The organism is Methylobacterium sp. DB0501, assembly GCF_011043735.1.
GTDB lineage: Bacteria > Pseudomonadota > Alphaproteobacteria > Rhizobiales > Beijerinckiaceae > Methylobacterium > Methylobacterium alsaeris.
Genome location: NZ_JAAKGV010000009.1, coordinates 115,505 through 128,582, shown reverse-complemented (window position 1 = coordinate 128,582; position 13,078 = coordinate 115,505). Strand labels below are relative to the sequence as shown.

Here is a 13,078-nt window from a genome sequence, read left to right as displayed (position 1 = left end):
CGAGCCCGCGCCGTCCCTCACCAGGCCGGCGGTGCCGCCCCCAGGGGACCGGCGGGCCGGTCCCAGCGCATCGGGACGCCGTCGAGCACGAGGGGCGGGCGCAGGCGCAGGGCCGGCCCCCAGGCGGTCGGCTCGGGCGCCTCGGCGTAATCCGCCCGCGTCGGCGGTACCGGCGCCGCCCCGGGCGGCGCGGGCGGGGCGCCGGTCAGCAGGCAGGCGGTGCGGGCGAGGGCTGCCTGCGCCGCCGAACCCCGCCCGGTGACGAGGCGCCGCGTCAGGCCGCGCAGGACCGCCGCCGCCATCAGGTAGCCGGTGGCGTGGTCGAGGGCCTGGACCGGCAGCGGCACCGGCCGGTCGGCGCCGGCACGGCGCATCCCGGCCTCGGCGATGCCGCAGCTCATCTGGACCAGGCTGTCGAAGCCGCGCCGCGCCCGCCACGGCCCGGTCCAGCCATAGGCGTCGAGGCTGACATCGACGAGGCCCGGCCGCAGGCGCGCGCGCGCCGCGGCGTCGAGCCCGAGGCCGGCCAGGGCGTCCGGCCGGTAGCCGTGGACCAGTACGTCCGTCGAGGCGAGGAGGATCCCAAACCGGGCGCGGCCCTCCGGCTCCTTGAGGTCGAGGCGGGCGCAGGCCTTGCCGAGGGTCGTCTCGGGCACCACGCCGGGCTCGTCCCAATGCGGCGGGTCGAGGCGCAGGACGGTCGCGCCGTACCCGGCGAGGAAGCGGGTCGCGACCGGGCCGGCGAGCACCCGGGTCAGGTCGAGGACACGCAAGCCCGCCAGGGGCCGCTCCGGCCGGGCTTCGGCGAGGCCGTCCGGCCCGGCCTCGCCCGGCTCCCACGACAGGAGCGGCTCCTGTGCCACGGCGGCGCCCTGCGGGTGGGCGGCCCAGGCTTCCGCCGAGCGCATCGCGGCGGCGCAGCCGCCTTCCGCCACCACGGCGGCCTCCAGTTCCTCGGCGGGCCGGCGCGCGACCGCGGCCGCCACCGCGGCCCGGTCCGGCGCGGTGCCGAGCACCCGAAGCGCCGCGTCGCGGTGGTGGGGCGCGTTGGTGTGGAGCCGGATCCAGCCGTCGGCGGCCCGGTAATCGCCGGCGACCGGATCCCAGAGCGGCGGCGGCTGCCAGCCCTGGGGGTCGAGGGAGCGGGAGAACCACTGCGCCGCGAGGCGCCTTTCGACCGTGACGCCCGGCCGCCCACCGAAGCGGGTCGCGACCAGTTCCGCGAGCGCCAGCCCCGCCGCCGCGACCGAGGCCGCCGCGAGGTCGCCGACGGGGTAGACCGAGGGCAGGGCGCCCGTCCCGGTCACGGCCACGGGCGCCGTCGCCTCCAGGCCGAGGGCGCGCCCGATCCTGTCCAGCAGGGCCCCGAAGGCCGATCCGTCCGCCTCACCCATCATTGCCGTCTCCCCGTCGAATGCCGTGACAGGAGCGCGCCCGGCGGGCCAGATCGTCAATCTTGATTAACCGAATCAACCCGAGCGGATGCCGGCGCCAGCCCGAGGACCATGACCGCCTTTCTCACCGCCGCCGAGGCGGCCGCCCGTCTCGGGGTCAGCCGCCAGACCCTCTACGCCTATGTCAGCCGCGGGCTGATCGAGGCCCACCCGACCGCGGACCCGCGGGTGCGGGCCTACGCGGCCGAGGCGGTCGCGCGCCTCGCCGAGGCCCGCCGGCGCGGCCGCCGGCCGCGAGAAGTCGCCCGCGCCACCCTCGACTGGGGCCTGCCGGTGCTGGAGACCGCCGTGACGCTGATCCGCGACGGGCGGCTCTCCTACCGCGGCCTCGATGCCGTGGCGCTCGCCGAGACCGCGACCCTGGAAGAGGTGGCGGCCCGGCTGTGGGACCTGCCGCTCGCCGACGCCTTCGGGCCGGACGCGCCGGCGGCTCCGGGCGCCGCCCGCCATGACGATCTCCTCGGCGCCTTCGCGGCCGCGACCGCGGACGAGCCGACGGCGCCCTGGCAGCAGGATCCGCGCCGGCTCGCCGCCGGGAGCGGCGCCCTCGTCCGGCACCTCGCCGCCTGCATCACCGGTGAGGCTCCCGATGCCGCGCCGCTGCACCGGCACTGCGCCGCGTCCTGGGGCCTCGATCCGGCCGGCGCCGAGGCCCTGCGTCGGGCCCTGGTCCTGTGCGCCGATCACGAGCTGAACGCCTCGGCCTTCACCGCCCGCTGCATCGCCTCGGCGGGAGCGAGCCTGCGGGCCGCGGTCGTCGGCGGACTCGCGGCCCTGAGCGGCAGCCGCCACGGCGGCATGACCGACCGGGTCGAAGCCCTGTGGGACGCCCTCGACGGGGCCGATCCGGCCGCGTCCCTGCGGCGCCGCCTCGCCGGACGCGACGGCCTGCCGGGTTTCGGCCACCCACTCTATCCCGCCGGAGACCCGCGGGCCGCCGCCCTCCTGGCGCCGCTCCTCGCGCGGGATCCGCGCCTGCGGGCGATCACGGACGCGGCCGAGGGACTGACCGGTGCCCGGCCGGCCCTCGACTTCGCCCTCGTGGCGCTCCGCCGGCATCTCGGCCTGGCGCGGGGCAGCGCCTTCGCGCTGTTCGCCCTCGGCCGCTCCGTCGGCTGGATCGCGCACGGCCTGGAACAGCGTCGGGCCGGCGGGCTGATCCGGCCGCGGGCGGTCTATGTCGGACCCGCACCGTGACGTGACCCGTGACCTTGACCGGTCAAGCTCCACCATCGGCGGGGGACATCGACCATCGCGCCTGTGCTTGAGCCCCGGGCGCGCTTGACTTTCGCGAGCCCGGAAAAACACTTGAGCGACTTGATGATCGCGGATGCGGGGCGGACGATGGCGCGCGGCGGAACCGGACGCTCCTCATGGCCGGTCCTGGGCCCGGCGCTCGGCTCGGGGCTCGCTCTCGGCTCAGGGCTCGCACTCGGCTTGGCGACCGCATCGCCCGCCCGGGCAGAGATCCAGGTGCTCGCGGCGCGGATCACCGCCGGCGAGCTCTGGGTGCTCGGCACCGCCGACGCACCGGACGGCGAGGTCAGCCTGGACGAGCGCTTCACCACGAAGGCCGATTCCCGCGGCAAGTTCGAGTTCCGCCTGATCTACCACCCGGCGACCTGCATCGTGACCTTGCGCGCCGGACGCCAGGAGCGCGGCGCGGTGGTGGGCGAGTGCGGCCAGCAGGGCCCGGCAGGTCCCCAGGGACGGGCCGAGATCGGCACCGTGGCGGGGCCGCCCGGCCCGCCGGGACCGAAGGGCGAGACGGGCCTGCGAGGGGAAGCGGGTCCCAGGGGCGAGGCCGGCCCCAAGGGAGAGACCGGCCCCGAGGGAGAGATGGGTCCCAAGGGAGAAATGGGTCCCAAGGGAGACACCGGTCCCGGAGGAGAAGCTGGTCTCAGGGGCGACGCAGGCCCGCCGGGCCCGCGCGGCGAGGCCGGGCCGGAGGGCAGGCCGGGCGCACCGGGAGAGGCCGGGCCCCGCGGCGAGACCGGCCCGGCAGGCGACCGGGGCGAGCCGGGCCGGGAGGGCACCGCGGGACCGCAAGGCGAGACGGGACCGGCGGGTCCGCCCGGCCCGGCAGGCGCCCCCGGGCCGATGGGTCCGGCGGGGCTGGCCGGCAGGGCCGGACCGCGCGGCCCCGCGGGCCCGGCCGGGCCGCCTGGGCCCCGGGGTCCGGCGGCGCCCGTTTCCCGCCCCCCGGCGGCGCGCCCGCCGGCGGCGCCCGCCGTCACCCGCCCGGCCCCCGCCGCCCCGGCGGAGGGCGACGTCTATTGAGGGCCGGTCGCACGCGCCCGGCTTCGTCCGCGCTTCCCGGTGGAACACTGTCTGTCGCTAGGGAACCGCAATGAATACAGCGCGGATATCGGACACTCGGCGAAATCGAAGCAATTTTATTAATCGGCCTCTCCCATCATCATGCCACAAAATTTTACCCGCCACACGATCGAAGTGGTCCGAGATGATGTCGTTGAAACAACGCCTGATCGCCCTTTTCTCGTTGATGATCTTGCTCTTCGCCGTGACGTTCAGCCGGGATTTCCATGCCGCCTATGAACAATGGACGCGTTCGACCGAAGCCTTGCGGCTGGCGGAGGCGGATCGTCTCCTGACCAACGCCCTCTCGCAACTGCGCTTCGAGCGCGGGGCCGCCATCTCGGGACTGATCCTCGAACCCGCCAAGCTCGACGGGAACCTGGCGGATCTGAGCCGGCGCCGCAGGCTGTCGGACGAGGGCTTGTCCGGCGCCCTCGGCATCCTGTCCTCCGCAAAGGCGCTCGATGCGGCCCCGACCGCGGCGGGCTACGAGGCCTGGCGGCGCGTCCGGGCCGACCTCGATGCCGCATTGAAGACGTCCGTGGCGGAGCGCCGGCCCGACCTGGCGCCGCAGATCAACGCCTCCTACGCCGCGCTCAATGCCGCGGTCGAGGCCCTGGTCCAGGGAACCGAGACGCGGCTGCGCCTCCTGCAGCCGGGCCTGTCGAACCTGCTGCGGCTGCGGGAGATGGGCTGGCTCACCCGGTCGCTCGGCGGCAGCGCGATGCTGATGGTCAACGACGTCCTGGTGAAGAACCGCGCCATGACGGCCAAGGAGCAGTTCGACTTCGCGGTCACCGGGCGCGAGGCGCTCTTCGCCTTCACCATCGCCCGCGGCATCGCCGAGGCCACGCCCGAGGCTCCCGGGCTGAAGGATGCGGCGGACCGCGCCTGGGTCGGATATTTCGACGGCCCCTTCGCGGCGCGGCTGCGCGCCCTGCAGCCTGCCCTGGCCGATCCCGCGCTGCCGCGCCCGACGCTGGCCGAGATGCGCGCGGACTCGAGCCCGGCCCTCGAAACGATCGCCGCGGTGGCGCTCGCGGCGGCTGCGCAACTCGAGACGGTCACCGCCGCGACGGCCGAGCGGGCCCGCGCCGAGCTCGTCATCCAGGCCGGCCTCCTGCTCCTCGCGCTGGGGCTCGGCCTCGGCGGCATCGCCTGGGTGGCCCGCGGCGTGACCGGGCCGCTCGCCGACATGACCGCGGCGATGCGCCGGCTGGCGGGGGGCGACACCGCGTCGGCGATCCCCTGTGCCGGCCGCCGCGACGAACTCGGCGCCATGGCGGCCGCCCTGGAGGTGTTTCGCGACGGCATGATCCGCACCCGCCGGCTGGAGGAGGAGACGGCGTTCGCCCGCGCCTCGGCCGAGGCGCAGCGCAAGGCCGGCATGCGCCAGATGGCCGACGGGTTCGAGCAGGCGGTCGGCGGCATCGTCGGCCTGGTCTCCGCGGCGGCGAGCGGGTTGCGGGATACGGCCGGGAGCATGAGCGCCACGGCGAGCGCGACCGCGCGCCGCTCGACCGGCGCCGCCACCGCCGCCGACCAGGCGGCCACCAATGTCGGCACGGTCGCGATCGCCGCCGAGGAACTCGATACCTCGGTCGCCGAGATCGCCCGGCAGGTCACCGATTCGTCCGACCTCGCGCAGAAGGCCGTGACCGAGGCGAACGCCACTGCGGGGCTGGTGCAGGACCTGGCGCAGGCCGCGAGCCGCATCGGCGACGTGGTGGCGATGATCTCCTCGATCGCCAGCCAGACCAACCTGCTGGCGCTCAACGCCACCATCGAGGCGGCGCGGGCCGGGGCGGTGGGGCGCGGCTTCGCGGTGGTGGCCGCGGAGGTCAAGGAGCTGGCCGGGCAGACGGCCCGCGCCACCGAGGAGATCGCCGGCCAGATCGGCCGGATCCAGGGCGCGACCGGGCAGGCGGTCGCGGCGATCACCGGAATCGGGACGCGCATCCGCGAGATCGCCACCGTCGCGGCCGCGGTCGCCGCGACGGTGGAGCAGCAGGGTGCGGCGACGCAGGAGATCGCCCGCAACGTCGCGCAAGCCGCCGCCGGCACCGGCGCGGTGACGACCTCGATCGCCGGCGTGGCCGGCGCGGCGGAGGAGACGGGACAGGCGGCGAGCCGGGTGCTGGTCTCGGCCTCCGAGCTGTCGCGCCAGTCCGAGCATCTCACCGCCGAGGTGCAGCGGTTCCTGGCCGGCGTGCGGGCGGCGTGACGGATTTGTCGGCTGTTCCGCTCCGATACAAGTGACGCCGGGGAATCCCCTCTCCCACATCTTGCAGGCGATCCCGGGCAGGTCCGGGGATCGCCTGGAGAGGGGAGATGCGCCTTGCCTTTACATGAAGGGACCGGCGGGAAAGGTTTCGCCGGAGCATTTTCCGACGAAGCGGATACCGGCCCGTCGCAGGAAATGCGGCAAAATCGAAGATCTAGAGCAGCGTTTGATGGCAACGCGATCGAACGCCGCTCTAGCTTTCGCGGCCGAAAGACCGACCGCGTCACCCCCGAGCCGCGAGAGTGGCGTCCGGGATGACGAGGCGGGTGCCCGTTCTGCTGGACATCAGGCGGGCAAGGGCCGGAGGGCACCCAAGTGTCCTCCCCACGCCGCGGCCTTACCCTTCCTGCGGCAGCTCCCGCACGACCACGCGCCCGCCCTCGGCCGAGAGCGCCAGGCGGCCGGCCTTGAGCGCCAGAGCCTTCTCGCCGAACAGGCCGCGGCGCCAGCCGTGCAGCACCGGCACGTCGGCCGCGTCGTCCTCGGCCAGGGCCTCGAGGTCGTCGACGGTGGCGATGATCTTCGGGGCCACGCGCTCCTCCTCGCAGACCGCCTTCAGCAGCACCTTGAGGAGTTCGACGAGCGCCCCGTTGCCGCCGCTGCGGGCGCGGCCGCGCTCAGGAAGCGGCACCGTGCCGGGATCGCGCGACAAGCCGCGCTCGACGGCGGCCAGGATGTCGGCGCCGGTGCGCGAGCGCTCGAACCCGGCGGGAATCGTACGAAGCCGCCCCAGGGCCTCGACGCTGCGCGGCGCCGAGGTGGCGAGGTCGATCACCGCCTCGTCCTTGAGGATGCGGCCGCGCGGCACGTTGCGGGTCTGCGCCTCGCGCTCGCGCCAGGCGGCCACCTCCATCAGCACCGCGATCTCGCGGGCCTTGCGCATCCGGGAGCTCAGGCGCTTCCAGGCCTGGTCCGGATCGGCCCGGTAGGTGTCGGGGGAGGTGAGGACCGCCATCTCCTCGTCGAGCCAGGCGCCCCGGTCGGTGGCGACCAGCTCCCGTCCCAGGGTCTCGTAGACCTTGATGAGGTGGGTGACGTCCGACAGCGCGTAGCTCAGCTGGGCGTCCGAGAGCGGCCGGCGCGACCAGTCGGTGAAGCGCGACGACTTGTCGATCTTCGCCTTGGCGACGTCGTTGACCAGTTGCTCGTAGGAGACGGAGTCGCCGTAGCCGCAGACCATCGCGGCGACCTGCGTGTCGAAGAACGGCTGCGGCAGCAGGCCGCCGAGCAGCCAGATGATCTCGAGGTCCTGCCGCGCCGAATGGAACACCTTCAGCACCCGCTCGTCGCCCATCAGGGCGAAGAACGGCGCGAGGTCGATCTCGGGCGCCAGCGGATCGACGAGCGCGGTCGACCCGTCCGGTGCCGCGATCTGGATCAGGCACAGCTTCGGATAGTAGGTCGTCTCGCGCATGAACTCCGTGTCGACGGTCACGAAGGGTTGCGTGGCGAAGCGCGCGCAGGCGGAGGCGAGTTCTTCCGTCGAAGTAATCAGCTTCATGACGTCCGGCTATAGCGGAGCCGGACGCCGAGGGCGAGAGACCGGCAGCGTGAGTTATGGGGATTGGGCGGCGTGTGAACCGAAAATCACGCCGCGCGGGAGCCGTCGCCGGTCCGTGCCGCTCTCCTGGCTGCGATCCCGGCTGCCTTGCGCAGGGCCGCAGCCCGGGCCCGCCGCGTGCCTTCCGCCCGGCGGGTGAGCCAGTCGAGGATGTTGCGCTCGACCCGCTCGCCGGTGTCGCGGTCGGTCAGGCGATGGATGCGGTCGGCGCGGAAGCCCCGGTAGCCGTCCCGGTCCCGGTCGGCGCCGCCGACCAGCACCCGGCCGGGGCCGATCTTCAGCTCGCGCGCCTGCAGCCGGCGCACGCTCCAGGCGCCGTTGCCGTCCTCGTAGACGAGTTCGAACCGGCCCTCGATCGGCAGGACCCGCCAGGCGCCCTCCTGGCGCTCGACGAATGCATCGTGATGATCGGCAGACATGGCGCCGGCCTCCGGTTGCGCTGCCCGGCTCACCGCGGGCGCGTCCCGGGGCGGATCGGGCAGGGGGTCGGACAAGGTCTCCGGATGCGGCTCGCGGGAGCCGAAAAAGCTGTGCTGATCCATAGGGATAATATAATTGTTCGTTGTTTGTTCCACAAGGGTGGACGCACCTGCGCCGCGGCCCCGCGCTTGACTTCGCTCCCCCCTTCGCGAATGGGTGCCGCACGCTTTAGCGTGCGGGCGGATCGCCCGCGCGCCCGGCCTGCCGGCCCGGTCGAGACAGCCAAAGATCCTGGTTAGAATTCTGGACAGCGAAGACACGCCCATGCACCGCTATCGTTCCCATACCTGCGGGGCGCTCCGCCCGTCCGACGTCGGCGCGACCGTCCGCCTCTCCGGCTGGTGCCACCGCGTCCGCGACCATGGCGGCGTGCTGTTCATCGACCTGCGCGACCATTACGGCATCACGCAATGCGTGATCGATCCGGATTCCGCGGCCTTCAAGGCGGCCGAGGCCGTGCGCTCCGAGTGGGTGATCCGCATCGACGGGCGGGTGCGCCAGCGGCCCGCCGGCACCGAGAATGCCGAGCTGCCGACCGGTGCGGTCGAGGTCTACATCACCGACCTCGAGGTGCTGGGCGCCGCCGCCGAATTGCCGATGCCGGTCTTCGGCGACCAGGAATACCCGGAGGAGACGCGGCTCAAGTACCGCTTCCTCGACCTGCGCCGCGAGAAGCTGCACGCCAACATCATGCGCCGCGGCGCCATCATCGATTCGCTGCGCCGGCGGATGCGCGAGGGCGGGTTCTTCGAGTTCCAGACCCCGATCCTCACCGCCTCCTCGCCGGAGGGGGCCCGCGACTTCCTGGTGCCGTCGCGCCTGCATCCGGGCAAGTTCTACGCTCTCCCGCAGGCCCCGCAGCAGTTCAAGCAGCTGACGATGATCGCCGGCTTCGACCGGTACTTCCAGATCGCGCCCTGTTTTCGCGATGAGGACGCCCGCGCCGACCGCTCGCCGGGCGAGTTCTACCAGCTCGACATCGAGATGAGCTTCGTCACCCAGGAGGACGTGTTCCAGGCGGTGGAGCCGGTCCTGCGCTCGGTCTTCGAGGAATTCGCCGACGGCAAGCGCGTCTCGCCGAGCTTCGTGCGCATCCCCTATGCCGAGGCGATGCTGAAATACGGCGTCGACAAGCCGGACCTGCGCAACCCGCTCGTCATCGCCGACGTGACGCAGGAATTCCTGCGCGACGACGTGACCTTCAACGCGTTCAAGAACGCCATCAAGGCGGGCGGCGTGGTCCGCGCGGTGCCGGCCCCGGGCGCCGCGTCGCAGCCGCGCTCGTTCTTCGACAAGCTCAACGACTGGGCCCGCTCCGAGGGCGCGCCCGGCCTCGGCTACATCGTGTTCGAGGAGGAGGGCGGCCAGCTCACCGGCCGCGGGCCGATCGCCAAGTTCGTGCCTGCGGAGGCGCAGGCCGCCATCGCCGCCAAGGCCGGGATCAAGGCGGGCGACGCGGTGTTCTTCTCCGCCGGGCCCGAGGCCAAGGCGGCGGGGCTCGCCGGCAAGGCGCGCATCCGCGTCGGCGACGAGCTCGCCCTGTCCGACAAGGACCAGTTCGCCTTCTGCTGGATCACCGACTTCCCGATGTACGAGTGGAACGAGGACGAGAAGCGGGTCGATTTCTCGCACAACCCGTTCTCGATGCCGAATTTCGACCACGACGCCTTCATGGCCCTCGACCCCGAGGACCACGCGACGATCCTCGGCATCAAGGCGTTCCAGTACGACATCGTCTGCAACGGCATCGAATTGTCGTCGGGCGCGATCCGCAACCACCGCCCCGAGGTGATGGAGAAGGCCTTCGGCCTCGCCGGCTACCCGAAGGAGGTTCTGGAGGCGAAGTTCGGCGGCATGCTGAACGCGCTGAAGCTGGGCGCACCGCCGCACGGCGGCATCGCCCCGGGCGTCGACCGCATCGTGATGCTGCTCTGCAACGAGCCGAACATCCGCGAGGTGGTGCTGTTCCCGATGAACCAGCGCGCCGAGGACCTGATGATGAACGCGCCGTCCGAGGTGACCACGAAGCAGCTGCGCGAGCTGCATATCCGCCTCAACTTGCCGCAGAAGCAGGGCTGATCGGCGCCGGTGCCCGGTCTCGTCGCGGTCGTCGTCGCGCATGACAGTGCCGGCGTGCTGCCGGCCTGCCTCGCGGCGCTCGCCCGCGAGCACGTGCCGGCGCTCGTCGTCGACAATGCCAGCCGCGACGGCTCGGCGGACCTCGCCGCCCGATTGGGCGCGCGGGTGCTGCGGCTGCCGCGCAACGAGGGCTACGGCCGGGGCAACAATGCCGGGATCTGGGCGGCGGGGCGGGCCGAGTACGCGCTGATCGTCAATCCCGACGTCGAGCTTCAGCCGGGTGCCGCCGACGCACTGCTCGCGGCGGCCGCCGCCTATCCGGATGCGGGCTTGTTCGCCCCCCGCATCGTCGAGCCCGACGGGCGCTACTTCTACCAACCGCGCTCGCTGCTCGCGCCCTACCTCACCAATCCGGGCGGGCGCCTGCACCCGCCCGACGGCGATGCCTGCGCGCCGTTCCTGTCCGGCGCCTGCCTGATGGTGCGGCGCGACCTCTTCCTGTCGCTCGGCGGGTTCGATCCGAACATCTTCCTGTTCTACGAAGACGACGACCTCTGCCGCCGGATCGCCGATGCGGGCAGGGCGCTCATCCACGTCCACGGCGCGGTGGCGCTGCACGGGCGGGGCGCGTCGAGCGCGCCGGAGCCCGGCCGGGTGCGCCGCGCGCGCTGGCACCAGGCCTGGTCGCGGTCTTATGTCTCGCGCAAATACGGCCTGCCCGACCCCACGGGTGCGATGCTGGCGAAGAACGGCGTGAAGGCGCTTCTCGCCGGCCTGGCCTTCCGCCGCTCCGGCCTCGAGCGCTACGGCGGCTCGGTCGCCGGGGCCTGGGCGGCGCGGCAGGGGCGCTCGGCACTGGCGCGGGAAGGGCTCGCCGAGGACTCTCCTCTTCGTGCCCCGGAGGCCGGCGCGTGACGCGGACCTTCGCCGCCGGCCTCGAGCGGCCGCACAACGCCTTCGGGGCGGTGCGGCTGGCGCTCGCGCTCCTCGTCGTGGTCTCGCACGCCTTCAGCGTCACCACCGGCGCCCTCCTCGACGAGCCGCTGACGCGCCTCACCGGCTACACGCTGGGCGAGCACGCGGTGAACGGCTTCTTCGCCGTCTCGGGCTTCCTCGTGACGATGAGCCTGATGCGCCGCGGCACCCGCGACTACGTGGTCGCCCGGGCGCTTCGCATCGCTCCCGGGCTGGTCGCGGCGACGCTCGCCGTGGCGCTCGGCCTCGGCAGCCTGATGACGACCCTGTCCCTGTCCGCCTACTGGAGCGATCCGGGGCTGTGGCGGTTCATCCAGGGCACCCTTACGACCTTCAAGAGCAATGCCGCCCTGCCGGGGGTGTTCTCGGAAAACCCGTTCCGCTTCCCGATGGGGACGGTCTGGACCCTGAAATACGAGGTCCTGTGCTATCTCGGCCTGCTGGCGGCGGGGCTCCTCGGCACGCTCCGCTGGCGCTGGCTCTGCCCGCTCCTGGTCGCCGGCCTCGCGGTGGCCCTGGCCGTCGCCGGCCTGCGGGCGGGCGAGATGCCGAAGGCGCTCGAAACGTCGTTACGCCTGCCGCTGATCTTCGCCACCGGTGCCGCCCTCTTCCTCTATGCCGACCGGGCGCGCCTGAGCTGGCCCCTGGCGCTCGCCCTCTTCGTCCTGGCCTGGCTCGCCCACGGCAGCGCCCTGTTCCCGCCGGTGCTGTTCCTCGCCGAGGCCTACGGTGTGCTGTGCCTCGGGCTGAGCCCCCCGATCCGCCACCCGGCCCTCGATCCGCGGGCCGACCTGTCCTACGGCACCTACCTCTATGGCTGGCCGGTGCAGCAGAGCCTGCACGCCCTGTTCCCCGGAGCCTCGGCCTCAATGCTGCTCGGGCCGTCGCTGGTCCTCACCCTCGCCGTGGCGGCCTTGTCCTGGCGCTTCGTCGAGCGGCCGGCCCTCGGGTGGAAGGCGCGGCTGATCGGCAAGCGCGCGGCGGCCGCCTGAGGCGCGACCTGTGGCCTCGCGCCGGGACTCGCACTATCGTGCCCGCTTCCTGACGCTACGGAAGAAAGCCGATGCGCGTGTTCGTGACCGGCCCGACCGGCAGCGGCAAGACGACGTTGGCCCGGAGCCTGAGCCGACACACCGGCCTGCCGATCCACTCCCTGGACGACATCCACTGGGTTCCGCATCCGGGCGCGGACCGCAGGCGGGAACCGGCAGAGCGCTCGGCGATCCTCGACCGGGTGGTGCAGGCCGAGGCCTGGATCATCGAGGGCGTGCAGTTCAAGTGGACGGATGGGGCGCTGGAGCGCGCCGACCTCTTCGTCGTCCTCGATGTCCCGCGCTGGCGGAGCGTCGCGCGCATCCTCCGCCGCTTCGCGGGCCGGCGCCTCGCAAGCGGCCCGAACCCGAGGGGGACGCTGACGGCCGTGCGCGAGGAGCTTTGCTGGTCGGCAGATTACTATGCCTCGGAGCGCAGGATGCTGTTCGACAAGCTGGCCGGGTATTCCGGACGGATTCTCATCGTCCGCAGCCGGCGGGACCTGCGCACCTTGGACGCGGTCATAGCGCCGGTCGCGGACGGTAGCGTCCCGCCGGGCTGCGCCATATGATGGGCACCATGACCCAGGGCGACGCCATCTCCCACCTCAAGGCGCATGCCGACAGCGTGCGGGCGATGGGCGCGACCGCCCTCTACCTGTTCGGGTCGACCGCCCGGAACGAAGCCCGGCCCGTCAGCGACCTCGACCTGTTCATCGACGACGACCCCGAGAGCCGCTTCAACGGCTTCGACCTCGTCGGCATCAAGCTCTTCCTCGAGGACCAATTGGAAAAAGCGGTCGACGTGACCACGCGCGACAGCCTGCATCCGCGGTTGCGCGAGCGTATCGAGCGTTCGGCGGTCCGGGTCTTCTGACGTCGGCGCCGGATCGCG

Annotated in this window: 11 protein-coding genes; 8 read left to right on the top strand and 3 right to left on the bottom strand. The window is 73.1% G+C overall.

All coding sequences use genetic code 11. The features are described 5' to 3' along the window. Positions 1-17: 17 nt before the first annotated feature. A complete protein-coding gene (locus G4G93_RS15125) occupies positions 18-1,397 on the bottom strand; it encodes a CoA transferase (protein ID WP_206289783.1) in 1,380 nt (459 codons plus the stop codon). Between the two features lie 108 nt (positions 1,398-1,505). Here G4G93_RS15125 and G4G93_RS15120 point away from each other — a divergent pair, with 108 nt between their 5' ends. The 3 genes from G4G93_RS15120 (at position 1,506) to G4G93_RS15110 (ending at position 5,997) form a co-directional block, all read left to right on the top strand. Next, on the top strand, positions 1,506-2,651 hold the full coding sequence (locus G4G93_RS15120; RefSeq protein ID WP_165085222.1) for a citrate synthase: 1,146 nt from the start codon (positions 1,506-1,508) through the stop codon (positions 2,649-2,651). 111 nt (positions 2,652-2,762) lie between these two features. Further along, positions 2,763-3,734 carry a collagen-like protein gene (locus tag G4G93_RS15115; RefSeq protein ID WP_246736788.1) on the top strand — a complete coding sequence of 324 codons (972 nt, stop codon included), beginning with the start codon at positions 2,763-2,765 and terminating at the stop codon, positions 3,732-3,734. Between the two features lie 193 nt (positions 3,735-3,927). Then, positions 3,928-5,997, top strand: a complete 2,070-nt coding sequence (locus G4G93_RS15110) for a methyl-accepting chemotaxis protein (protein ID WP_409513823.1) — start codon at positions 3,928-3,930, stop codon at positions 5,995-5,997. Positions 5,998-6,394: 397 nt separating this feature from the next. Here the strand turns inward: G4G93_RS15110 and rnd are convergent, their stop codons facing one another. Further along, on the bottom strand, positions 6,395-7,558 hold the full coding sequence (gene rnd, locus G4G93_RS15105) for a ribonuclease D (protein WP_165085221.1): 1,164 nt from the start codon (positions 7,556-7,558) through the stop codon (positions 6,395-6,397). Positions 7,559-7,644: 86 nt separating this feature from the next. Then, positions 7,645-8,037, bottom strand: a complete 393-nt coding sequence (locus G4G93_RS15100) for a hypothetical protein (protein WP_165085220.1) — start codon at positions 8,035-8,037, stop codon at positions 7,645-7,647. Between the two features lie 325 nt (positions 8,038-8,362). Between G4G93_RS15100 and aspS the strand changes: the two genes are divergently transcribed. From aspS to G4G93_RS15075, 5 genes are all read left to right on the top strand, one after another. Beyond that, on the top strand, positions 8,363-10,177 hold the full coding sequence (gene aspS, locus G4G93_RS15095; protein ID WP_165085219.1) for an aspartate--tRNA ligase: 1,815 nt from the start codon (positions 8,363-8,365) through the stop codon (positions 10,175-10,177). A 9-nt stretch (positions 10,178-10,186) separates the two neighbouring features. Continuing rightward, positions 10,187-11,092, top strand: a complete 906-nt coding sequence (locus G4G93_RS15090; RefSeq protein WP_165085218.1) for a glycosyltransferase family 2 protein — start codon at positions 10,187-10,189, stop codon at positions 11,090-11,092. After that, entirely contained in the window at positions 11,089-12,144 is a 1,056-nt protein-coding gene (locus G4G93_RS15085; protein ID WP_165085217.1) for an acyltransferase, read from the top strand. Before G4G93_RS15090 ends, G4G93_RS15085 begins: the two co-directional genes overlap by 4 nt. 71 nt (positions 12,145-12,215) lie before the next feature. Continuing rightward, a complete protein-coding gene (locus tag G4G93_RS15080) occupies positions 12,216-12,755 on the top strand; it encodes a hypothetical protein (protein WP_165085216.1) in 540 nt (179 codons plus the stop codon). Between the two features lie 8 nt (positions 12,756-12,763). Further along, positions 12,764-13,060, top strand: coding sequence for a nucleotidyltransferase family protein (locus G4G93_RS15075; protein ID WP_165085215.1), 297 nt, complete (start codon positions 12,764-12,766; stop codon positions 13,058-13,060). Positions 13,061-13,078: the final 18 nt, after the last annotated feature.

What these genes read in the sequence shown, in the direction of transcription:
- G4G93_RS15100 (WP_165085220.1), bottom strand. Translation starts at nt 8,037, where the DNA reads ATGTCTGCCGATCATCACGATGCATTCGTCGAGCGCCAGGAGGGCGCC.
- G4G93_RS15125 (WP_206289783.1), bottom strand. Translation starts at nt 1,397, where the DNA reads ATGATGGGTGAGGCGGACGGATCGGCCTTCGGGGCCCTGCTGGACAGG.
- G4G93_RS15080 (WP_165085216.1), top strand. Translation starts at nt 12,216, where the DNA reads ATGCGCGTGTTCGTGACCGGCCCGACCGGCAGCGGCAAGACGACGTTG.
- G4G93_RS15075 (WP_165085215.1), top strand. Translation starts at nt 12,764, where the DNA reads ATGACCCAGGGCGACGCCATCTCCCACCTCAAGGCGCATGCCGACAGC.
- G4G93_RS15120 (WP_165085222.1), top strand. Translation starts at nt 1,506, where the DNA reads ATGACCGCCTTTCTCACCGCCGCCGAGGCGGCCGCCCGTCTCGGGGTC.
- rnd (WP_165085221.1), bottom strand. Translation starts at nt 7,558, where the DNA reads ATGAAGCTGATTACTTCGACGGAAGAACTCGCCTCCGCCTGCGCGCGC.
- aspS (WP_165085219.1), top strand. Translation starts at nt 8,363, where the DNA reads ATGCACCGCTATCGTTCCCATACCTGCGGGGCGCTCCGCCCGTCCGAC.